The organism is Sphingomonas sp. SP1, from assembly GCF_058313395.1.
In genome coordinates this window covers 1,981,311-2,003,721 of sequence record NZ_JBZFLC010000001.1, presented here as the reverse complement: position 1 = coordinate 2,003,721, position 22,411 = coordinate 1,981,311, and the positions used below count along the sequence as shown (strand labels likewise).

Here is a 22,411-nt window from a genome sequence, read left to right as displayed (position 1 = left end):
CATGACGTTTCGTTGCCCCGTTCAGGATCAGCGCTTCGTTCTCGACCATGTCGTCCGGATCGGCGAACTCACCAATCAGGCCGATATGGTCGACGCAGTGCTCGAAGGGGCTGCGGCCTACGCCGAGGGTGAAGTGGAGCCTCTCAATCGGGTCGGTGATACCGTCGGGGCGAAATGGTCGTCCGACGGCGTTGCCATGCCGCAGGGTTTCCACGACGCCTATCGCCATTTCGTCGAGGGTGGCTGGGGCACCATCGCCGCGCCTGAGGATGCTGGCGGGCAGGGACTTCCACTGGCGCTCGGCGCAGCCGTGATGGAGGATCTGAACGCCGCTAACCTGGCCTTTGCGTTGTGCCCGATGCTGAGCATGGGCGCTATCGAGGCGCTGGAAGCGCACGGCTCCGAGGAGCAGAAGCGTGATTATCTGCCCAGGATCGTCAGTGGCGAATGGCCGGCGACCATGAATTTGACCGAGCCGCAGGCGGGCTCGGATGTCGGAGCACTGAAGTCCCGCGCCGAGCCTAACGGTGACGGAAGCTGGCGGATCACCGGGACCAAGATCTACATCACCTATGGCGAGCACGACCTTGCCGACAACATCATCCATCTCGTGCTTGCCCGCACGCCCGATGCCCCGGTCGGCACGCGTGGAATCTCGCTGTTCCTGGTCCCGAAGATCCTGCCGGGCGGAAGCCGCAACGACCTGCGCTGCGTGTCGATCGAACACAAGTTGGGTATTCATGCTTCACCGACATGCGTCATGTCCTACGGTGACGATGGCGGCGCGACCGGCTGGCTGATCGGGCGGGAGCATGGGGGCATGCGGGCGATGTTCACCATGATGAACAATGCCCGTCTGAACGTCGGGCTGCAGGGGGTCGGCATCGCCGAGCGGGCAACGCAGCGCGCGGTCGATTACGCTCTTGGCCGGGTCCAGTCGGCGCGCGTCGGGGCAGCCAGCCGCGAGGCGGTCGCGATTCACGAGCACCCGGACGTCCGCCGGATGTTGTTGCGAATGCGTGCCCTGACTGGCGGTGCGCGCGCCATTGCCTACTACGCCTTCGGCCAGGTCGATCGCGGACATTCGGGAGACGCCCAAGCGGCGATGCGAGCGGACCTGCTTACACCGCTGGTCAAGGCATGGTGCACGGACGTTGGTTGCGACGTCGCCAGCCTCGGCGTGCAGGTTCATGGCGGAATGGGCTATGTCGAGGAAACCGGCGCGGCCCAGTATTTCCGGGATGCGCGGATCGCGCCGATCTATGAAGGGACCAATGGCATTCAGGCCGCCGACCTTGTCGGCCGTAAGCTTGGCCTGGACGGCGGACTTGCGTTCGACGGGCTCATTGCCGACATCAGGGCGGAGACTGAAACGCCTTCGCTCGAGGCGCTTGCCGACGCCGTCGAAGTCGCCGCCGCTACGCTTCGCGCGGCCGATCATGACGATCGGCTGGCGGGCAGCTACCCATTCCTCACCATGTGCGCCGTGTTGACCGCCGGCTGGCTACTGGAGCGGCAATCGAAGGCGGCAACGGGCGACACCCCATTCGAACAGGCCAAGAAAGCCGCCGCCGGATATTTCCTGTCGGTGATTGTGCCCGAAGCCCTTGGGCTCGCCGCCGGCGCCGAAGAAGGCGCCAGGCTGTTGTATTCCGTTCCCGCCGAGGCGCTCGCCTAAGCCTTCGCCAGCAGGTCCGCCGGGTCGATCCCAAGCCGCTCCATTCGGTCCTGAATGGCCGGCCATTCCTGCTCGATAAAGGATCTGCGCTCGGCCTCGCTCAGACGCGATCGGGCGCCCGAGGCCACGAACATGCCCACGCCCCGACGCACGACTATCAGTCCATCGTCCTGAAAGCCCTGATAGGCCTTGGCGACAGTCAGCGGGTTGGCTCCCTGCTCGGCCGCGAAGGCGCGAACCGAAGGAAGGGGATCGCCATCCTTGTAACGGCCCGCGATGATGCGCTCGGAAATGATCTCGCGGAGTCGAACGTAGACCGGTTTGTCGGGCGATGAACGGAGCGTCATGCTGTCCTAATACAGCGCGGCGGATTTGGTTGCAAGTCGATTACCGGTTTGGCGGGATCCATTTGCGCATGACGGATGGCAGCTCCGGGCGCGGCCGCTCCTGCAGGGGCAGCGCGGGTGATCCGAAGAAGAAGAACCCTGCAATCCGCTCAGCCCCCAGACAGAACGCGCGGGTAACCAGTGGATCGTAGGCAGCCCACCCCGTCAGCCAGCTCCCGACGAAGCCCATGGCGTGCCCGGCGTGCAACAGGTTCATCGCGACGGCGCCGACCGACAATTGCTGTTCCCATCCCGGAATCTTGTGCCCTTCGACCGGGGCCGACAACAGCACTACCAGCGCTTCGCCGCCCTGGGCGAACTCGTCGGCCTTCTGGTAATGGGCCGCGGTGGCCTGCGGATCGGCAGCCTGCAGCGCGTCACGCAGCAGCCGGGCAAGTTCATCACGCTGTTCCCGGTCGACGACCACGAACCGCCACGGATTAAGCTTGCCGTGATCAGGCGTCCGTGCGGCGATCTTGATCATCTGCGCAAGCTCTTCGGGCGTCGGCCCCGGGCCAACCATTTCGCGCAGGCGCCCCGATCGGCGCGACCGCAGGTAGGCCAAGGGGGAAGAAAGCTCGTTGAACATGGCTGAGCGCGACATAAGGGCCACACACGCCTGTCACAATGCGCTTGGCAAGGCGAATTTCACCGTTAGGGTGCGCGCCCATTCCGGCGCATCGCGCGTGTCATCAGGGAAATAATTGCATGAAGCCCATGGGTCTTTGGCAGGAGGGCGACTGGATTGCCGCAATCGCCGTCCTTGTTCTTGGTATTTTCCTTACCGCTGGCGCGAAGGTCGCCATCCAGAAGGAGCCGGAGTTCGCCGGCCACCCCAAGGGCCTGTACATGCTCTTCTTTGCCGAGATGTGGGAGCGCTTCTCCTACTACGGCATGCGGGCGCTGCTGATCTTCTACCTGACCAAGCATTGGCTGTTCGCCGATGACAAGGCCAACCTGATCTACGGCGCCTACACCAGCCTGGTGTACATCACGCCGGTGCTGGGCGGCTATCTTGCCGACCGTTACCTCGGCCAGCGCAAGGCGGTTCTGTTCGGCGGCATCCTGCTGGCGGCGGGGCATGGCCTGATGGCGGTTGAAGGCACGGGCGGCCAGACCGACCCGGCGATCAACGTCTTCTGGGCCGCGCTCGCCTTCATCATTGTCGGCTCCGGCTTCCTGAAGGCGAACATCTCCGTGATGGTGGGCCAGCTGTATTCGCTGACCGATGTTCGCCGCGACGGCGCCTACACGGTCTTCTACATGGGCATCAACGTCGGCGCTGCCATCGGTACGATCCTGGTCGGCTACCTCGGCGAGACCATCGGCTGGGGCTATGGCTTCGGCCTGGCGGGGCTCGGGATGCTTGCGGGTCTGGTCGTCTTCGTCCTCGGCAAGCCAACGCTGAAGGGCGCGGGTGAAGCGCCCCGGCCGCTGTCCAAGAACAAGGAGTGGACCCTTTACGGTATCGGTCTTGCCGCCGTCGCCGTGATCTGGGCGCTGGTTCAGTATCAGGACGTCATCCAGGGGTTGCTGGTGGTGTCCGGCATCGGGTTGCTCGGCTACGTCCTTTACGAAAGCTTCAAGCTGGAAAAGGAACCCCGCGAGCGCATGTTCGCCATCCTCTTCCTGATCAGCCTCAATCCCTTGTTCTGGGGCCTGTTCGAGCAGGCAGGCGGATCGATGAACCTGTTCACCGATCGCTTCGTCGACCGGTCGGGGGTTCCGGCGTCGATCTTCCAATCGATCAATCCCATCCTGATCATGATCCTGGCGCCGATCTTCGCCGGCTTGTGGGTCACCCTGGGGCGCCGCAAATCCGAGCCCTCGGCTCCCGCCAAGTTCGGCCTTGCGCTGGCGCAGATGGGGCTTGCCAACCTGGTCCTGGTCTGGGGCGCGGAGGCTTATGGCGTAGCGGCGATGACCCCGGTCATCCTGGTCTTCGCCTACTATTTCTTCGCGACTACCGCAGAGCTTTGCCTGTCGCCCGTCGGCCTTAGCGCCATGAACCGGCTCGCGCCCAAGTTCCTGGCGTCGCTGATCATGGGCGCCTGGTTCTACATGACGGCCGTCGGCAACTTCGTCGCCGGCAAGATCGGCGAAGCCACCGGTGGGCATGATGGTGAAATGAGCAAGCAGGGCCTGCTGGACGTGTACGAACTGTTCGGCTGGATCGCGATCGGAGCCGGCGTGGTCGTTCTGATGCTCTCGCCCATCGTCAAGCGCTGGATGCATCTCGACACGCTCGGCAAGGACGAGCTCGCCGGTCGCGACGAGCTGGCGGAAAACCAGGGTCCGGGCATGTTCCCACAGGGTGAGACGGCGCCCGGCAAGCCGAAGGAGGCCTGATGACCAGGGGGGCGATTGCGGGGGTGGCGCTCGCAGCCGCCCTCCTCACCGGGTGCGCCGCAACAGGGAATAAGCCGAAGGGAGCGGCGGTACGGATCAATCAGGATCCGTACCCGTCCACCTATCGGGCCTATCCCGGCACGCCCACGTTGATCCGCAATGTCACCATTCTCGATGGCGAAGGCGGGCGGATCGACAATGGCGACATCCTGCTTGCCGACGGCAAGGTGCAGGCGGTGGGTCGGGGACTGACCGCTCCGGCCGGTGCCCGAACCATCGATGGCCACGGCAAATATGTCACGCCCGGCATCATCGACGTTCACTCCCATCTTGGGGATTATCCGTCGCCAGGCGTGCAGGCCCATGACGACGGTAATGAGGCGACCGGTCCTTCCCGGCCCGAGGTCTGGGCCGAGCACAGTGTCTGGCCGCAGGACCCGGGCTTCTCGCGGGCGCTTGCGAACGGCGGCGTGACCGCGCTGCAGATCCTCCCCGGCTCGGCCAACCTGTTCGGCGGCCGCTCGGTCACTCTCAAGAACGTGCCAGCGCGCACCATGCAGGGCATGAAGTTCCCGCAAGCGCCCTACGGCCTGAAGATGGCATGTGGTGAAAATCCGAAGCGGGTCTACGGCTCCAAGGGCCAGATACCGTCCACCCGGATGGGCAACATCGCCGTTACTCGCCAGACGTTCATCGAGGCGAAGAAGTACGACAGCGAGTGGGACAAATATGAGGCGGACGGCGGCGACATGCCGGACCGCGACCTCGCCAAGGATACGCTACGCGGCGTCCTCGACGGTCAGATCCTGGTCCACAACCATTGCTACCGCGCCGACGAAATGGCGATCATGATCGATCTGTCGAAGGAGATGGGGTACAAAATTGGCACCTTCCACCATGCGGTGGAAAGCTACAAGATCGCCGACCTGCTCCAGCGCGAAGGCATTTGCTCGGCGATGTGGGCCGACTGGTACGGCTTCAAGATGGAATCCTACGACGCCATCAAGGAGAACATCGCCTTCGTCGACAAGGCGGGCGCGTGCGCCATCGTCCATTCCGACGATCCGAACGGCATCCAGCGGCTCAATCAGGAAGCCGCCAAGGCGATGGCGGCAGGGCGTCGCGCCGGCCTTGGTATCACCGAGGAACACGCCTGGACCTGGCTGTCCGGCAACGCAGCCAAGGCGCTCGGAATCTTCGAACAGACCGGCAGCCTGAAACCGGGCAAGATGGCCGACGTCGTGCTGTGGAACGGCAATCCGTTCAGCACCTACACCCGCCCCGAAAGCGTATGGATTGACGGGGCCCTGATGTACGACGCCAACAATCCGCGGCTTCGGCCGGTCAGCGATTTCGAACTGGGCCAGCCGGGCGAAGGAGACGTGAAATGACGAGTCCGGCCCGCCGTCACCCCCGCGCAGGCAGAAGTTCAGTTGCGCGAAAACGTCTATCCTGGCTCGGCATGACAGGGCTGCTTTGCGGTGTCGCCGGGGCATTGATCGGTGCCCACGCCGCCACCGCCCAGACCGTCGCCATCGTTCGCGGAACGGTTGCGCTCGGCGACGGGTCGGAGCCGATCGAGAACGGCATCGTCGTCATCCGCGACGGCCGCGTCCTCGGCGCCGGTCGCCAGATACCCGTTCCGGCGGGCGCGCAGTTGATCGACGCTTCGGGCAAATGGGTCACGCCCGGCCTCGTCGCCGGCTTTTCCCGCCTCGGTCTCAGTGATGTCGACGCGGTCGACGCCGCCACCGATATCAGCGCCAACGGGCCGTTCAGCGCCGCGCTCGACGTTGCTCCGGCGATCAATCCGAACGGTCAGCCGGTGGCGGTGAACCGGTCGGAAGGCGTCACTCGCGCTATCGTCGCGCCCGGTACCGGCCGGAGCATTTTCGCCGGGCAGGGCGCGCTGATCGACACCGGCGCCGATCTCGACGCCATTACGCGGCCACGCCTGTTCCAGTTCGTCGAGCTCGGCGAGCAAGGCGCCGACGAAGCCGGAGGTTCGCGCGCGTCTTCCCATGTGCTCCTGCGCAATGCGCTTCGGGAAGCTGCCGAGCTTGGCCGATTTTCCTCCCCGCTGACCGGTGGGGGCACGCGCCTGCGTCCCGGCGTACCGGAGCAGCCCCGCGACGAGCGGCTGCTTACGGCCGACGTGCGTCGCAGTGACGACGTGCTGCTGACCCGCTTCGACGCCGCGGCCCTGGTGCCGGTGCTGCGCGGTCAACAGATCCTGATGATCCATGCCGAGCGGGCGACGGATCTGCTGCAGGTGATCGGGCTGAAACGGGAATTTCCGCGTCTTCGCCTGGTGATCGTCGGCGGCGACGAAGGCTGGCTGGTGGCCGACCGACTTGCAGCCAGCGGCATTCCGGTGATCGCCTCCGCCGTCAGTGATCTGCCGGCCAGCTTCGAAAGCCTGGCCGCCACCCAGAGCAATGTCGGGCGCATGCGTAACGCCGGGGTGAATGTCGCGATCGGGACGATCAACGATGACGATACCCGCATGGCTAGCCGGGCGCGCTTCTATGCGGGCAACCTGGTCGCATTGAGCAAGGTGCCGGGCGCGGCAGGCGTCAGCTGGGGTGAAGCCCTGCGCCTCATCACTTCGGCACCGGCGGAGGCGGTGGGCGTGGGCGGTGAGATCGGCAGTCTTCAGCCGGGTCGCCGCGGCGACGTGGTGATCTGGTCCGGGGACCCGCTCGACAACGCCAGCGCCGCGGAAGTGGTGCTGATCGACGGGGTCCAGCAACCGCTGACTACGCGTCAGACGCGCCTCCGCGATCGGTACCGCGATCTCAGGCAGGACACCTTGCCGGAAGCATACCGGCGGTGAGCGGCGCGGCGATCGTGGCGCTTTGGGCGACCGCCTTCGTCGCAACGCACTTCCTGCTGTCGCATCCGCTGCGTGCATCGCTGGTCCGCCGCCTCGGCCCACGCGGCTTTTCCGCGGCGTATTCGGCCGTGGCTTTGGCGACCTTCATTCCGATGGTGCTCGCCCGGCGTGAGGTGGGGCCGGAAGACCGACTGTGGGACGTGGGCCAGCTCGGCTGGTCGGTCGCTGCCGTTTTGATGTGGATCGGGGCAATTCTTTTCGCCGGCTCACTCGTCCGCAATCCCGCCGTGCAGACCATGGGTGCCCATGACGCGGTCATCGGCCGACCGGTGGGGGTGTTCCGCATCACCCGGCATCCCATGATGTGGGGCTTCGCGCTTTGGGCGATCGTACACCTCATCGTGAATCCGGAGGCGTCGGCTTTGGCGATCGCAGCAGCGGTGCTGGTTCTCGCCCTCGTCGGCGCCGCCGCGCAGGACCGCAAGAAACAGGCGCAGCTTGGCGAGCGGTGGACGGAGTGGCTCGACCGCACCAGCTTTCTCCCCTTCGGCCGCGGCATCGCTTTCCCGGGTTGGTTTGCCCTGCTTGGAGGCACCGCATTGTTCCTGGTCGCAACCTGGCTCCACCCGCTTCCTGTCGGAGTGTGGCAATGGCTCGGGTGACGGAATAAGGCGAGCTTCTAACGCCCTGACAATGCGAGTAGAGGCGCAAGCATGGCACGCAAGTTCTTCGGCACGGATGGCATCCGGGGTCTGACCAATACCGCCCCGATGACGGCGGAAATTGCCCTCAAGGTCGGTCAGGCGGCAGGCTCGCACTTCCTTCGCGGCGACCACCGCCACCGGGTCGTGATCGGCAAGGACACCAGGTTGTCGGGCTATATGATGGAATCGGCCCTGGTGGCGGGCTTCACCAGCGTCGGCATGGACGTGGTCTTGCTCGGACCGATGCCGACGCCGGCGGTCGCCATGCTGACCCGCTCGATGCGCGCCGACCTCGGAGTTATGATCTCGGCCAGCCACAATCCGTTCGCGGACAATGGCATCAAGCTGTTTGGCCCGGACGGCTACAAGCTGTCGGACGCCGACGAACTTGCGATCGAGCAACGGCTCGAGGCCGATCCGGAGCTGGTGGCGGCGGACAGGATTGGGCGCGCCAAGCGGATCGACGACGCACGGGGGCGCTACGTCCACTTCGCCAAGTCCACCTTTCCGGAAAGGCTTCGCCTCGACGGGCTGAAGATCGTGGTCGATTGCGCCAACGGAGCGGCCTACCACGTCGCGCCCGACGCGCTGTGGGAATTGGGGGCCGATGTCGTGCCGCTGGGCGTTCGTCCCAACGGCACCAACATCAACGACGCATGCGGCTCCACCCACCCGCAACTGCTGCAGGAAACGGTGGTGGCGGCCGGGGCCGACATCGGCCTTGCGCTGGACGGCGACGCGGACCGGTTGATCGTCGTGGACGAAGCAGGGAAGGTGATCGACGGCGATCAGCTGATGGCGCTGATCGCGCTCGATCAGCAGCGGCAGGGGCTGCTTCGCGGCGATGCCGTGGTGGCCACCGTGATGTCGAACCTGGGGCTGGAGCGCAAACTCGAGAGCGAGGGGCTTCGCCTTCAACGCACCAAGGTCGGCGACCGTTATGTGCTTGAGGCGATGCGTGCGACCGGGTGCAATGTCGGCGGCGAACAGTCAGGACATATCATCCTGACCGACCATGCGACGACGGGCGATGGGCTCGTCGCGGGCTTGCAGATTCTTGCCGCGATGGTGGGGCAGGGCAAGCCGGCCAGCGAATTGCTCAACCAGTTCGAACCCGTTCCACAGCTGCTCAAGAACGTACGCTTTGCGGGCGGAGCTCCGCTCGACACCGCGAAGGTCCAGGCCTGCATCGCCGAAGCGGAGGCAGAACTCAACGGCAAGGGCCGCCTGGTCATCCGCAAGTCCGGGACCGAACCGCTCATCCGCGTCATGGCCGAGGGCGACGACGAGGCGCAGGTTCGCTCGGTCGTGGAGCGCATCTGCGCCGCGGTGGAGGCTGCTTAACGCTTTGTTGGGCAATCCCAGCCTATGGCGGCTAACAAGATTGGGCCCAATGCAATGACAACAACCCCCCGCATCCTGATCATCGCGGGCTCCGACAGCGGGGGCGGCGCTGGCATTCAGGCGGATATCAAGACCGTCACGATGCTTGGCGGCCATGCCATGACAGCCATCACCGCCATCACGGCGCAAAACACCCTCGGAGTCACCGCCGTTCACCCGGTACCGGCCGAAACCGTACTCGCCCAGATCGACGCCGTCGTCGACGACATCGGGGTGGACGCCGTCAAGATCGGCATGATCGGCTCCGCCTTCACCGCCAACGTGGTTGCGGATAGGCTGGAACGGCTGGAAGGCGTGCCCATCGTGTTCGATCCCGTCATGGTTGCGACCAGCGGCGCCGATCTGGCCGACGAGGCGACCGTTGCCGCCTTTGGCCGATTGATGGACATCGCCACCATCGCAACGCCTAACCTGCCCGAGTTGCAGCGGCTGACCGGCAAGGAAGACCCGGTCGAAGCTGCGCTCGCCCTGGTCGGTGCGCACCGCTGCGCCGTGATGATCAAGGGTGGTCACGACGAGGGCGACACGATTGGCGATGCGCTGATCGAGGAAGACAATATGACGAGCTGGCAGGGCTCGCGCATCGACACGCCGCACACGCACGGCACAGGCTGCACACTCGCCAGCGCCATCGCCGTCGGCCTCGCCCAGCGGCAGGATCTCGCCACCGCCATCGGCTCCTCTCGGGAGTTCGTCCGCATGGCCCTGCACGAGGCGCCGGGGCTGGGGCAGGGGCACGGGCCGATGGGGCATGGCCAGGTCCGGCTCGACGTTGGCGGCGGGCCACGGCTCAACCAGGTGACCATCACCGGCAAGGACTATGCGAAATCGATTGGCTTCTACCGTGCGCTCGGCCTCCGGCAGATCATCGATAGTCCCGACAATGGCTATGCCCGCTTCGAGATGTGGGGCGGGGCCAGCCTGTCCATCCAGATCGATCCGGAAGAGGACATCGCGCCAACGACCGCCATCTATCTCGAATGCGATGATCTCGACTCTCGCGTTGAGCAACTTGCCCGGTCCGGCCTGCCGTTCGAGCATGGCCCCCGCAATCAGCCGTGGATGTGGCGCGAGGCCCGCCTGCGCGACCCGTCCGGCAACATCATCTTTCTCTACAAGGCTGGCGAGCATCGCCGCTATCCGCCCTGGCGGCTGAGCGAAGAGGCCGCGGACGACAAACGCGACGAGCCGAGCCCGCCGGCGCAAATCGACTCTTTCGAGGTGAAGCGCGCCGTCCTACCCTAGCGACGGTGGGACGACCCTGTTTCAAGCTTGAGCGCAATCACCCGATGCCGCTGGCCGGCGTTGACGAGGCGGGCTGCGCGCCGCTCGCCGGCCCGGTGGTGGCGGCGGCCGTCGTGCTGGACCGCGACCGGTTTCCCCGCGGCATCGACGACAGCAAGAAGCTGGATCTCGAAACCCGCGAGGCGATCTACACCCGCCTTCAGCGGCAGGCGCGTTGCGGCGTCGGCATCTGCACCGTCGAAGAGATCGACAGCCTCAATATCTACTGGGCGCGGATGCTGGCGATGATCCGCGCGGTCGAGGCTTTGGGCTTTGACCCGGCCATGGTCATGGTCGACGGTAACCGCTGCCCCAAGTGGGAGCGTCCATCGGTTGCGGTCGTCGCCGGCGACGCCAAGTGCCGCTCGATCGCCGCCGCGTCGATCGTCGCCAAGGTCACGCGCGACCGCATCATGGCCGAATATGCCGAGGTGCATCCCGGCTATGGGTGGGAGCGAAACCGGGGCTATCCCACCCCCGACCACCGCCGCGCGCTGCGCGAGCTTGGTCCCACGCCGTTGCACCGCAAGAGCTTCGGCCTAGTCCGCGAAGTACTTGCCACGGCGGCCCAACCAAGCCTTTTCGCCGCCGAATAGGGCACGGCTGAGTCCTTCGAGTCACACCACCAGAGGTTGAGTCCTTGAGCCTGCAAGGGACTCAACATCTTGTGTACGCATCATTTCGGACTCGTTCCGTTCCGCCGGATCCCGGCACACGTTAACCTCTTCGCGGTTGACCCGGACTCCCCCCGGACTCACCATGCACCGCAAGAGGGGGCCAGTTAGTCATGAACCTAGTTCTTCCCGTCCGCGAGGCGCCTGTTCGCTCGCCCGAGCGGGCGACCGCGAAAGCCGCATCGCTTGACGACGGCCGAATCATCCAGGGCGATTGCATCGCAGAGATGGCGAAGCTTCCCGCGAAGTCGGTCGACATGATCTTCGCCGATCCGCCTTACAACCTTCAACTCGGCGGCGACCTGTTCCGGCCGGAAGGCGGCCGCGTCGACGCGGTCGACAATGACTGGGACAAGTTCGACAGCCTCGCCGCCTACGACGCGTTCACCCGCGCCTGGCTCGCCGAAGCGCGCCGGATCCTGAAAGACGACGGTACCATCTGGGTCATCGGCAGCTATCACAACATTTATCGCGTTGGCTCGTTGCTCCAGGACGCCGACTTCTGGATCCTGAACGACATCGTCTGGCGCAAGGCGAATCCGATGCCGAACTTCCGCGGCACTCGCTTCACCAACGCGCACGAAACGCTGCTGTGGTGCGCCAAGGACGAGAAGGCGAAATACACCTTCAACTATCAGGCGATGAAGGCCCTGAACGACGACCTGCAGATGCGGTCGGACTGGGTGCTGCCGATCTGCTCGGGCGCCGAGCGGCTGAAGGGCGACGACGGCCACAAGGCGCATCCGACCCAAAAGCCGGAAAGCCTGCTCTACCGCGTGCTGCTCGCCTGCACCAAACCGGGCGACACAATACTCGATCCGTTTTTCGGAACCGGCACCACTGGCGCGGTCGCGCGTCGCCTGGGGCGCAAGTGGATCGGCATCGAGCGCGAAACCGACTATGTGCGGGCAGCCCAGCGGCGCATTGCCTCCACGCTTCCGCTCGACGAAAGCGCAATGACAACCGTGCCCGACAAGCGGTCGCAGCCGCGGGTTGCCTTTGGCCTGTTGGTCGAAAGCGGCCTTTGCCCGGCGGGGACCATGCTGTGGGACGCCAAGCGCCGCTGGACCGCGTCGGTCCGCGCGGACGGCTCGCTCAGCTGCGGCCCACACACCGGCTCCATCCATAAGGTCGGGGCAGGCCTCAACAAGGCACCGAGCTGCAACGGCTGGACCTTCTGGCACGTCGAACGGCAAGGCCGGCTGGTTCCGCTGGACGCTATCCGCCAGGAGCATCTGGCGGGGCTCGAGTGATCTCCAGCACCATTCTCCGCCCGACCGGCTTCGTCGACGCTCCGTTCGGCCACGACGGCAAGGTCGCGCGGCTTGCCGGCGGGCTCAACTGGTTTGCTTTGGTCGAGATCATCAGGGTCGGCGAGCCGGACACGGAACTCGTCCCGGTCACCGAAATTGAGCGCCGTCTGGATGATGATGATGATACCGCGGGGCAGTGGCAGCGCCTTACGAACCCACGCGCCCCCCTGACGCTGGGCGAACGGACCATTCGGCTGGATCAGCCGCAGGTCATGGGCATCCTCAACGCCACCCCGGACAGCTTCTCCAACGGCGGCGCGTCCGGCAGTGCCGACGACGGCTTTGCAATGACGGAGCAGGGCGCGGCCATCATCGATGTCGGCGGCGAAAGCACTCGGCCCGGCGCGCGGCCCGTGTGGGAAGGCGACGAGATTGAGCGCGTGGAGCCGGTCGTCCGGGCGCTTGCCGCCGGTGGGGTCGCGGTATCGGTCGACACGCGCAAGGCCGTGGTCATGGAACGTGCCCTCGCCGCCGGTGCGCGGCTGATCAACGACGTGTCCGCCCTGACTTGGGACCATCGCGCACCCGAGATCGCCGCCGCTGCGAACGTACCGGTCATCCTGATGCACCATCAGGGCAATCCTGAGACCATGCAGGAAAGCCCGACTTATCCGCGTGGGGCCTTGGCCGAAGTCTGGTTATGGCTGCGAGAACGCATCGCCGCGGTCGAGGCCTTGGGCATCAAGCGTGAGCGCATTCTGGTCGACCCGGGGATCGGATTCGGCAAGTCGGTGGCGCACAATCTTGAACTGATGAACGGTCTCGCCGCCCTTCACGGCCTCGGCTGTCCACTCGTCCTCGGTGCCAGCCGCAAGCGCACCATCGGCGCGCTCCACAACGAGGCGCCCGCCGACCAGCGCCTCGGCGGCAGCATCGCGCTGGCGGTCAAGGCGGCGGAGCAGGGCGCCCAGCTCATTCGCGTCCACGACGTCTATCCTACGGTCCAGGCCCTCAAGGTCTGGCGGGGGCTTCGCGACCAGGCTTTGACCCCGCGTTCGCGATAGCCGCCCGGCGAAACACCACCACCAGCGGCCCAAGCTCCACGAAACTGTCCTGTCGGCCCACTGCCGGGTCCCACAAGCTGCTGACCGATCCATCCAGGTATAGCGCATTCTGGGCCTGCACCCTGTCGCGGAAGTAACGAGCCAGTTTGCCGAAGCTGACAAGGTCGTCGGAAATGACGAACACCGCCGTTCCATCGGGCGCGATCCCCACACCGTTGCGGACGTACCGACTCTGACCGTCAGGATTGAATTCAGGGTGAAGCCTGCCGTTGATGAGCAGCATCGGCCCCGACTGAGTCGCAAAACTGACGTCGGACGACGGCTTGTAATCCGCGCTGGCGACGACGTCGGCCCGGCCGTCACGCGTCGTCAGGAACACGCCATTGGGCAGCAGGTGGAAGTTGCCGCCACCCTTCCGTCGGTTGATGGCTCGCACCTGCTTGCCGTCTTCCACCAGCAACCCGATCGCCCGTCCTTGATCGTCGAACATGCCGGCGTTCATCGCGAATGCGACCCGCTCGGATTCGAGACCAAGGGCGGCGAAGGACCGGGCTCCGCCTCGGATCTCGATGCGGCCATCGTCTTCGGAGCACCGGGTAAAGCTGCTTCCTTCGAACATCTCGCGGCGGCAGGCAGACGCGACCTCACGGGTCTCGGTCTTCGGGCGGTGGGGCGTTGCTTCCCGGCACGAAAGCAAGGTCAGACAGATCATGAACAGGGCAGGGCGCATCGTCCCCACCTTGCCGGCTTAGCCGCCGTTGTCGATGCCCAGCTCGCCCAGTTTCCGATACAGGGTCGACCGCCCGATCCCGAGCCGCCGCGCGACCTCGGTCATCTTGCCGCGATAATGGCCGATCGCCAGGCGGATCATGTCGGCTTCGACTTCTTCCAGGCTGCGGAGATGGCCGTCACCGCGGAACAGGGTGATGCCCGGTCCGCCGGAAACTGCGGCGTCGGTCGCTGCCTTGCCAATCTCTGGCGCATGGTCGTGCGCCCGGTTGTTGAACTTGGCCTGCATTGCGATGTGGGGAAAGTCTTCCGCCGTCAGCGAGGAGCCGGCGCATTGCAGGGCGGCACGAAACAGCACATTCGACAGCTGCCGAACATTGCCGGGCCAGCCGTAGCGCATCAGCACTTCCAGCGCATCGTTGCCGATCGACAGCGGCCTGATGCCGGGCTGCCCCGCGATCCGCGCCAGCAGATGACGGGCGAGCGCGGGAATGTCGCTGCTCCGCTCCCGCAAGGGGGGGACGGTGACCGTGGTGGCGGTCAAGCGCTCGGCCAGTCCGGCGTGGAAACTTTCAGGCAGCTCCGCGCTGCTGGTGGCGATCACCCGCACGTCGACCGAGTTGCTGCCGTTGCACCCGACCGGGTGGACTTCGCCGGTGGCCAGGACGCGGTCGAGCAAGGCCTGGGTATTGCCCGGCAACTGGTCCACATTATCCAGCAACAGGCTGCCGCCATCGGCTTCGACCAGTTTGCCGATCCGTTCGGCGAAGGCCCCGGGAAAAGCGCCGGCGACGTGCCCGAACAGTTCGCTGTCGATGATGTTCGCCGGGACCGACTTGCAGTCCACGGGCAGGATCGGTCCCTTGGCCCGCGGCGAGGCGGCATGGATCGCACGGGCGATCGTTTCCTTGCCTGCTCCCTGCTCGCCCACGACCAGCAGGGGGAGGCGGCTTCGCGCCGCCTTCGCCGCGATCGCCAGCGCGGTACGGAACTCAGGGGCGGAGCCGACCAGCTCTTCAAGCGCCAACGCGGGCGCCAGCTTCTCGGATAGCGGCGCCAGTTCGCCGACGGCGCGGCGGCGATCGGCGTTGACCGACAGGGCCTCGGTCAGCCGCTCGGGCGCGACCGGACGTGCAAGGAAGTCGGAAGCGCCGGCGCGCATGGCGCTGACCGCATGCGAAATCTCGCCGCCTTCGGCCAGCACGATGATTGGCAGGCCCGGGCGATCGGCGCGCAAGGCCCGAACCATTGCAGGTCCGCCTGCTGCGTCCCACGTTCCGAGCAACACCGCCCGTACCTCGTGCCCGTGGGGGCCGCCCAGCAATTCGACCGCTTCCTGCACGCCGGGTGCGCCGATGGTGTTCCAGCCGGCGCGGCCGGCCGTTGCCGCAACCACCCGGCGCTCGGCCGGGTCGGCGTCGATCAACAGCAGAAAACGGATGGTGTCCGCGCGCATGCTGTTGCCTTACAGGCGGACCAGTAAAGACGGGCTTAAAGCATCGAGGGGCTTGGGGCGACGCCCGTGCCTCGCTATGACGACGGTCACGCAAAGGTTTCCAGGGGACAAGAATGGCGGATCAGGTTCACAATCAGGACGGGGCACAAGTGGATTTCGAACACCATGCCCGCGACTACAGCCGCGTCATGGCCATGCTGAAATGGGGCGCGATCGCCTCGTTCATCGTCGCGATGATCGTACTTGTGATCATTTCCAACTGAGCGATCGGTTGAAGATCGCGGTCCTGGCGGAGACCGGAACGGGCGAGACCCGGGTCGCGGCGATTCCCGAAACAGTCCGGAAATTCGTCTCGCTCGGCGCCGAGGTCGCGGTGGAGCGCGGCGCTGGTCGCGACGCGGCCATTTCCGACGAGGATTTCGCGGCTGCGGGGGCCAGGATCGGCTCGCGCCAGGATGTGCTGGGCGGCGCCGGGATCATCCTGTGCGTGGCCGGCCCGGAACCGGGCGCGCTGTCTGGCGCACCCCGCGATGCCCTTCTGGTGGGGGCTCTGGATCCGGTGCGCCGCCGTGAGCAGATCGACGGTTACGCTTCGGCAGGGCTGCAGGCGCTGGCGATGGAATGGATGCCGCGCATTACCCGGGCGCAGTCGATGGACATCCTGTCCAGCCAGTCGAACCTCTCCGGCTATAAGGCGGTCATCGATGCAGCGGCCGCCTATGGCCGGGCTTTCCCCATGATGATGACCGCCGCCGGTACCGTCAGCCCGGCCCGCGTCTTCGTGATGGGCGTGGGCGTCGCCGGTCTCCAGGCGATCGCCACCGCGCGCCGGCTCGGGGCTCAGGTCAGCGCAACGGATGTGCGCTCCGCCACCCGCGAACAGATCCAGTCCCTTGGTGCGAAGCCGATCTTCGTCGAGGGCGTTCAGGGCATCGAGGGCGAAGGGCAGGGCGGGTACGCTGGCGAAACCTCGACCGAATATCAGCGCGCCCAGGCCGAGCTCGTCTCGGGCCACATCGCCAAGCAGGACATCGTGATCACCACCGCCCTCATCCCCGGCAAGCCCGCCCCACGGTTGATCAGTGACGACCAGCTTGCGTCGATGCGGCCGGGCGGCGTGGTCGTCGACCTCGCTGCCGACGCAGGCGGGAACGTCGAGGGCACGCGCGCGGGCGAGACCGTGATCGTGCACGGCATTACCGTTATCGGCGCCACGAACCTCGCGCGCAGCCTGCCTTCCGACGCATCAGCACTATACGCGCGCAACCTCTTTAACTTCTTGTCCGCGTTCTGGGACAAGGAAAACAACGCTCCAGTGCTGCCCGACGACGACGAAATCGTTTCAGCCATCCGTCTGACCAACGCAGGAGAGATCGTAAATGACCGGCTCCGCACAGTGTGAGGAATTCGGCAATTTTTGGTGTTGGCGCTGAACAGCTTGCCGCGGCCCTATCTCACACCGCCACCCAAGCCTGTGCGATGAACAGAAAGCGGTTTGGACAGCGATCGTAACCTTCGACACAAGCGTGACCGCTCTCGAATTCCTCCTGAAGAAAAGACGGAGGCGGCCATCGGGCCACTTACTCCCCGATCAGATGAAGAGTTAGCTCCCTCGCCGGTGGCCGCCGCCGATGCTCGAACAGGTAAATGCCCTGCCAAGTGCCAAGGCATAGACGGCCGCCCCTCAAAGGGATGGAGAGATGCGTTTGCGTCAGCGCCGCACGCAGATGCGCCGGCATGTCGTCCGGTCCCTCTTCGTCATGTTCGTAAGAACCGCTCTCCGGCGCGATAAGAGCAAAGAAACGCTCCAGGTCGCGCCGGGCCCCCGGTGCTGCATTCTCCTGGATAAGTAACGAAGCCCCGGTGTGTCGGATGAAGATGGTCAACAGGCCGTCTTCGATCTTTAGCCCGCGCATCCAATCAGCGACATGCCCGGTGATTTCGGTCAACCCGGCGTTGCCCGCAACGATTCGCAGCGATCCGAAATCCTGTTTCACTGTTGCGCTTCCACCCCAAAAGAAAAGCGCGCCAGTCCGGGGACCAGCGCGCCAAATATTTGAAAAGGTTGGCTTAGCCAACCGGAGACTTAACGCGAACCCGCGCTGCTCCAGCCGCTGCCGAGAAGCCAGCTCCAGAAACCACCCATGAGACGTCTCCCTGTTACACACGGCGCGATTCGCCGCCTTGCAAGAAGACGTTAACCTTAATCGATACGGTTAGCAAATGATTAGGGATATTCTTTAAGCAACTCTCCGTTGGCCTCCGACTTGCAGTCGCTGGACTAGTTCTCGAACCCCCATCGGTCGTCCGATGGCGAAGCCTTGGGCGACGTCGCAGTCCATTTCGATCAACCGTTCGAGCAGCGGACGATCTTCCACCCCTTCGGCAACCACCGTGCGGCCCAGCGAATGGGCCAGAGCGATGGTGGACTGCACCATGATCAGGTCGGAATGATTGACCCGCATCGCCTTGACGAAGCTCTGGTCGATCTTGATCTCGTTCGCGGGCACCTTCTTCAGGTAATCGAGGGTCGACAGACCCGTACCGTAATCGTCGATCGCGACGCGAACCCCCATGGAGCGAAGCGTTTCCAGCACCGCGATGGCCGCGCCGGCGCTACGCAGCGCTTCGGTTTCCGTCAGCTCCAGCGTCAGCCGGTCGGGCCGCAGCTTGTGCTTCGCAAGGGTCACGCGAACGAGGTCGAGCACCTCCCGATCGTTCAGCATCCGGGCCGAAATGTTGACGGCAATCGTGAAGTCGGCTCCGCGACGATTTATGGCTGCCGCCGTCGCGACTGCCCGTTCCATCACGAACGCGGTCAGTTTGCCGATACGGCCCTGCTGTTCTGCTGCAGCGACGAATTCGGTGGGCGAGATCGGTCCCTTTTCGGGGTGGGTCCAGCGCGCAAGCGCTTCCGCGCCGACGATCTGCCGCGTCCGAAGGTCCAGTTGCGGCTGATACGCGACCCATACTTCGCCATTGTCGATCGCTGCATCGAGTTGCCCGAGCAAGGACAATCGCCAGCCGACCTCTTCCTGGCGAGCGGGATCGTGATATTTCCATTTGAGGCCCTCGCTCCAGGCCTCGTCCGCAGCCACGAGAGCGCTGCCAAGCCGATTGCCGAGCGCACGGGTGCTGCCCATCTCGACTCCAAAGCTCAAAGCCACGTCGATCGGGCGCCCGCCGACGCTCAACGGAGAACGGAATAGCGCGTGCAGTGCTTCCAGATGATTGGCTAGCGGCGCGGATGGGTCGGCCAGCCAGGCGAAGACGCCCTCGTCACCCTGGAATACCTTCAGCTTGGGTCCGCCGCTGACGGACAAACGGTGGACTAGCTGCGCCACCAAGATCGCTTCGTCCTTGCTTTCAAGTGTCGAGGCGATCTCAGCATAGTTATGGATGCGTGCCGCGACCAGCGCCAAACCGGCCGAGTTAGCTTCGTTGCGCAACGCGTTCAGGTTCGGCAGCCCGCTCAGATCATTGACCAGTCCTTCTGAGCGCCAGCGAAGCCAGCCCAGGCGTCCGCCTACGACAGCGAGTGCTAGGAGGGCAGGGACCGTGTCGACGAAGACAAGATGCGCCTCCGCAAGGAATTGGCCAGCGAGCAGGACCACCACGGTTCCGGCGAGCAGGACGATCCGATGGGTGGGGTTCGCGCGGAACAGCGCTAGGCCGACCATGACCAACGACAGCAGCCATGCCGGCCAGAAGCCGAGATCGAGCTGCCGGCCCTCCTTCAGCGTTTCCGCGCCAAGTGCGTGAATATAGGCTCCGGACATTCGGCCGTGCCCCGGAATCCAGTAGTCGTCCGCAGCTTTCTCGGCATTGCTGGCGATCAGAACCTGCCGTCCCTTCATCAGATCGGGCGCAACCTTCCCCGAAAGCAGGTCTTTGGCACTCACGTAGGGAATCGAGGCCGGGTCGATGGAATAATCCACCCGGTAATAGCCGTCGGTCTTTCGCTCTCCGGCCAGCGCGGCGGAAAAGGCCGGGTAGGTCCTACCTTGCACGTCGGCGGAGTAGTGAATTTTCCAGACCGAGTGCTGATAATTGTAAAAGACGGTGATGTTGGCGAGCCGCACATGCTTGCGGAAGCGCTCGTTCGGCATGCCGTCGTAGCGTTCGCCTCCTTTGGTCCCCAATCGCGCGCGCACCGGCATGGTGACCCGACCCGATTTCCGAAGCGCCTCGGCAAATGCCTTATCGTCGGCCGCTATGCCCGGAGCTTCGTGAAAGCTGTCGAGGAAGATTCCGCTCGCCCCATCGCGAGTGGCCGCATCGACCATCCGGGCATAGCGGGCTCGCGGCCACGGCCATTCGCCCAGTTCCCGCAGGCTCGCGTTGTCGATGCCGACCATGACGATATCGCCGCTGGCCTTGCTCGAATGAAGCGAGTTTCGAGCGACGCGCAGCTGGTCCTCGAGGATTTCGCCAAAGTTGACGAGGCCGCAGAGCAGGGAGGCAAGCGCAACCCAGACGAACAGCCGCAGGGGCCGCCAGGTCGGAGAGTCCTTCGCCGAGATCGGATCCTTGCGCATCTTGGGCGAGCATTGCACCGAAAAAGGTTATCAAACCGGAAACCCTGGGCGTGCCCCCGGCGGTAAAACATCAGGGTTAACGGTGCGTTTTAGGCCTGTCCTACGGCCTCATTGCTGTGCCATGCTGCCCGAGATGCCGGGAACCGCTGATTTCTTGTATGTTCAACCATCTGAAGTGAGCGGCGTGGAGGGTGGTTTTCGGCCGTACGTACCCGTCACCTTTGGCAAGCCTTAAAAGAGGAACCGCATGGACCTCATCTCCATCATCTCCATCTTCGTTCTGGCCTGCTTCGTCGGCTATTACGTCGTCTGGTCGGTGACCCCCGCGTTGCACACGCCGCTGATGGCGGTGACCAACGCAATCTCGTCGGTGATCATCGTCGGTGCATTGATCGCCGCGGCTGCGGCCGGCAGCCCGGCTGCGAAGTGGCTCGGCCTCCTCGGCGTCGTGCTGGCCTCCATCAACATCTTCGGCGGTTTCGCCGTCACCAGCCGAATGCTCGCGATGTACAAGAAGAAGGAACGCACCAAGTGAGCGCTCCGCATACCGACTACATCCTGGCGGTTTCGCTGCCGGCGCTCGGTGCCGGTGAGGCACACGCCCAGCCGGCCTGGGTCGCAATCGCCTATCTCGTTGCCGGCATTTGCTTCATCCTCGCCCTGCGCGGCCTGTCGAGCCCGGAGACGAGCCAGCGCGGCAACCGGCTCGGCATGGTCGGCATGGCGGTCGCCGTGGTGACCACCTTGCTGATCCACGATATCGCGAGCCTGCCGGAAATTGCCGGCGCGATCGCGATCGGCGCGATCGTTGGCCTCACCACTGCCCGCCGTATCCAGATGACCGCGATGCCCCAACTGGTCGCGGCCTTTCACTCCCTGGTTGGCTTGGCCGCCGTCCTGGTGGGGGTCGCGGCCTTCCTCAATCCAGATGCGTTCGGCATCCTCGGCGCGGATGGTATCCTGACCGTCAGCCGGGTCGAGATGGGTCTTGGCGTCGCCATCGGCGCCATCACCTTCTCCGGCTCGGTCATCGCCTTCCTCAAGCTCAACGGCAACATGAGCGGCGCGCCCATCCTTCTGCCGGCCCGTCACCTCATCAATCTCGGCACGCTGGCGGCGATCCTCGGCCTCATCGCCTATTTCACTGTCGACCAGAGCCCCTGGGTATTTTTCACTGTAACCGCGCTGTCGTTCGCCATCGGCTTCCTCCTCATCATTCCGATTGGCGGCGCCGACATGCCGGTCGTCGTGTCGATGCTGAACAGCTATTCCGGTTGGGCGGCCGCGGCGATGGGCTTTACGTTGCACAACAGCGCCATGATCATCACCGGCGCACTGGTCGGAAGCTCCGGCGCGATTCTCAGCTACATCATGTGCCGCGCGATGAACCGCAGCTTCATTTCCGTCATCGCCGGCGGCTTCGGCGCGGTGGCGAGCAGCGGGGGCGGGGAGGTCATCGACCGTCCCTACAAGCGCGGCTCGGCGGAGGACGCGGCCTTTTTGATGAAGCAGGCCGACCAGGTCATCATCGTGCCCGGCTATGGCATGGCGGTTGCGCAGGCGCAGCACATCCTTCGAGAGATGGCCGATCTCCTGAAAAAAGAGGGAGTGGCAGTCAAATATGCCATTCATCCCGTCGCGGGCCGGATGCCAGGTCACATGAACGTGCTACTGGCCGAAGCAAACGTGCCCTACGACGAGGTATTCGAACTGGAGGACATCAATTCCGAGTTCGCCCAGACCGACGTGGCCTTCGTGATCGGCGCCAACGACGTCACCAACCCGGCCGCCAAGACCGACAAGACCTCCCCGATCTACGGCATGCCGGTGCTCGATGTCGAAAAGGCGCGCACCGTGTTGTTCATCAAGCGCAGCATGGGTGGCGCGGGTTATGCCGGCGTCGACAACGAACTTTTCTATCGGGACAACACCATGATGCTCCTCGCCGACGCCAAGAAGATGGTCGAGGAAATCGTGAAGGCGCTGGGATAGGCGATCGACCGTTTGGCGGATTGCGCTTCGTCGCTCTCCAGCCACAGTTGGCCGAGAGATCGTT

Annotated in this window: 20 protein-coding genes; 14 read left to right on the top strand and 6 right to left on the bottom strand. The window is 64.9% G+C overall.

Going from position 1 to position 22,411, the window contains the following annotated elements; genetic code table 11:
* The first annotated feature begins 1 nt into the window (after position 1).
* Positions 2-1,678, top strand: coding sequence for an acyl-CoA dehydrogenase family protein (locus tag AC4GYS_RS10115; RefSeq protein WP_491108950.1), 1,677 nt, complete (start codon positions 2-4; stop codon positions 1,676-1,678).
* Here the strand turns inward: AC4GYS_RS10115 and AC4GYS_RS10110 are convergent.
* Positions 1,675-2,025 (bottom strand): GntR family transcriptional regulator, encoded by a 351-nt coding sequence (locus AC4GYS_RS10110; protein ID WP_491108949.1) that lies wholly within the window; start codon positions 2,023-2,025, stop codon positions 1,675-1,677. The two genes, AC4GYS_RS10115 and AC4GYS_RS10110, sit on opposite strands and share 4 nt — an antisense overlap.
* 40 nt (positions 2,026-2,065) lie before the next feature.
* The gene (locus AC4GYS_RS10105) at positions 2,066-2,668 is read right to left on the bottom strand and encodes a nitroreductase family protein (RefSeq protein ID WP_491108948.1); all 603 of its coding nucleotides are present in this window, start codon (positions 2,666-2,668) and stop codon (positions 2,066-2,068) included.
* Positions 2,669-2,772: 104 nt separating this feature from the next.
* Between AC4GYS_RS10105 and AC4GYS_RS10100 the strand changes: the two genes are divergently transcribed.
* The 9 genes from AC4GYS_RS10100 to folP all read left to right on the top strand — a co-directional run bounded on the left by AC4GYS_RS10100 (position 2,773) and on the right by folP (position 13,632).
* Positions 2,773-4,413: a peptide MFS transporter gene (locus tag AC4GYS_RS10100; RefSeq protein WP_491108947.1), complete on the top strand. Its 1,641-nt coding sequence runs from the start codon at positions 2,773-2,775 to the stop codon at positions 4,411-4,413.
* Complete coding sequence (locus AC4GYS_RS10095) at positions 4,413-5,804, top strand: amidohydrolase (protein ID WP_491108946.1); 1,392 nt, start codon at positions 4,413-4,415, stop codon at positions 5,802-5,804. The genes AC4GYS_RS10100 and AC4GYS_RS10095 overlap by 1 nt, the downstream gene beginning before the upstream one ends.
* Before the next feature lie 71 nt (positions 5,805-5,875).
* Positions 5,876-7,249, top strand: coding sequence for an amidohydrolase family protein (locus AC4GYS_RS10090; protein WP_491108945.1), 1,374 nt, complete (start codon positions 5,876-5,878; stop codon positions 7,247-7,249).
* Entirely contained in the window at positions 7,246-7,911 is a 666-nt protein-coding gene (locus AC4GYS_RS10085) for an NnrU family protein (RefSeq protein ID WP_491108944.1), read from the top strand. The genes AC4GYS_RS10090 and AC4GYS_RS10085 overlap by 4 nt, the downstream gene beginning before the upstream one ends.
* A gap of 51 nt (positions 7,912-7,962) precedes the next feature.
* Positions 7,963-9,297, top strand: coding sequence for a phosphoglucosamine mutase (gene glmM, locus AC4GYS_RS10080; RefSeq protein WP_491108943.1), 1,335 nt, complete (start codon positions 7,963-7,965; stop codon positions 9,295-9,297).
* Between the two features lie 54 nt (positions 9,298-9,351).
* Positions 9,352-10,602: a bifunctional hydroxymethylpyrimidine kinase/phosphomethylpyrimidine kinase gene (thiD, locus tag AC4GYS_RS10075; protein WP_491108942.1), complete on the top strand. Its 1,251-nt coding sequence runs from the start codon at positions 9,352-9,354 to the stop codon at positions 10,600-10,602.
* 5 nt (positions 10,603-10,607) lie between these two features.
* On the top strand, positions 10,608-11,237 hold the full coding sequence (gene rnhB / locus AC4GYS_RS10070) for a ribonuclease HII (RefSeq protein ID WP_491108941.1): 630 nt from the start codon (positions 10,608-10,610) through the stop codon (positions 11,235-11,237).
* A 191-nt stretch (positions 11,238-11,428) separates the two neighbouring features.
* The gene (locus AC4GYS_RS10065; RefSeq protein WP_491108940.1) at positions 11,429-12,568 is read left to right on the top strand and encodes a site-specific DNA-methyltransferase; all 1,140 of its coding nucleotides are present in this window, start codon (positions 11,429-11,431) and stop codon (positions 12,566-12,568) included.
* Positions 12,568-13,632, top strand: coding sequence for a dihydropteroate synthase (gene folP, locus AC4GYS_RS10060; protein ID WP_491109404.1), 1,065 nt, complete (start codon positions 12,568-12,570; stop codon positions 13,630-13,632). The genes AC4GYS_RS10065 and folP overlap by 1 nt, the downstream gene beginning before the upstream one ends.
* Here folP and AC4GYS_RS10055 read toward each other — a convergent pair.
* Positions 13,580-14,344, bottom strand: a complete 765-nt coding sequence (locus AC4GYS_RS10055; protein ID WP_491109403.1) for a phosphodiester glycosidase family protein — start codon at positions 14,342-14,344, stop codon at positions 13,580-13,582. The genes folP and AC4GYS_RS10055 overlap by 53 nt on opposite strands.
* 36 nt (positions 14,345-14,380) lie before the next feature.
* A complete protein-coding gene (locus AC4GYS_RS10050; protein WP_491108939.1) occupies positions 14,381-15,817 on the bottom strand; it encodes a sigma-54-dependent transcriptional regulator in 1,437 nt (478 codons plus the stop codon).
* Positions 15,818-15,930: 113 nt separating this feature from the next.
* On the opposite strand from AC4GYS_RS10050, the gene AC4GYS_RS10045 reads away from it, so the two are divergent.
* Both AC4GYS_RS10045 and AC4GYS_RS10040 read left to right on the top strand, forming a co-directional pair.
* Positions 15,931-16,080, top strand: coding sequence for an aa3-type cytochrome c oxidase subunit IV (locus AC4GYS_RS10045; RefSeq protein ID WP_491108938.1), 150 nt, complete (start codon positions 15,931-15,933; stop codon positions 16,078-16,080).
* Positions 16,081-16,088: 8 nt separating this feature from the next.
* Entirely contained in the window at positions 16,089-17,219 is a 1,131-nt protein-coding gene (locus tag AC4GYS_RS10040; RefSeq protein ID WP_491108937.1) for an NAD(P) transhydrogenase subunit alpha, read from the top strand.
* A 178-nt stretch (positions 17,220-17,397) separates the two neighbouring features.
* On the opposite strand, the gene AC4GYS_RS10035 is transcribed toward AC4GYS_RS10040, so the two are convergent.
* Positions 17,398-17,766, bottom strand: a complete 369-nt coding sequence (locus tag AC4GYS_RS10035; protein WP_491108936.1) for a secondary thiamine-phosphate synthase enzyme YjbQ — start codon at positions 17,764-17,766, stop codon at positions 17,398-17,400.
* 291 nt (positions 17,767-18,057) lie between these two features.
* A complete protein-coding gene (locus AC4GYS_RS10030; RefSeq protein WP_491108935.1) occupies positions 18,058-20,355 on the bottom strand; it encodes an EAL domain-containing protein in 2,298 nt (765 codons plus the stop codon).
* Positions 20,356-20,602: 247 nt separating this feature from the next.
* On the opposite strand from AC4GYS_RS10030, the gene AC4GYS_RS10025 reads away from it, so the two are divergent.
* Together AC4GYS_RS10025 and AC4GYS_RS10020 are read left to right on the top strand one after the other, a co-directional pair.
* The gene (locus AC4GYS_RS10025) at positions 20,603-20,890 is read left to right on the top strand and encodes a proton-translocating transhydrogenase family protein (protein ID WP_491108934.1); all 288 of its coding nucleotides are present in this window, start codon (positions 20,603-20,605) and stop codon (positions 20,888-20,890) included.
* Positions 20,891-20,925: 35 nt separating this feature from the next.
* On the top strand, positions 20,926-22,347 hold the full coding sequence (locus tag AC4GYS_RS10020; RefSeq protein WP_491109402.1) for an NAD(P)(+) transhydrogenase (Re/Si-specific) subunit beta: 1,422 nt from the start codon (positions 20,926-20,928) through the stop codon (positions 22,345-22,347).
* Positions 22,348-22,411 lie beyond the last annotated feature (64 nt).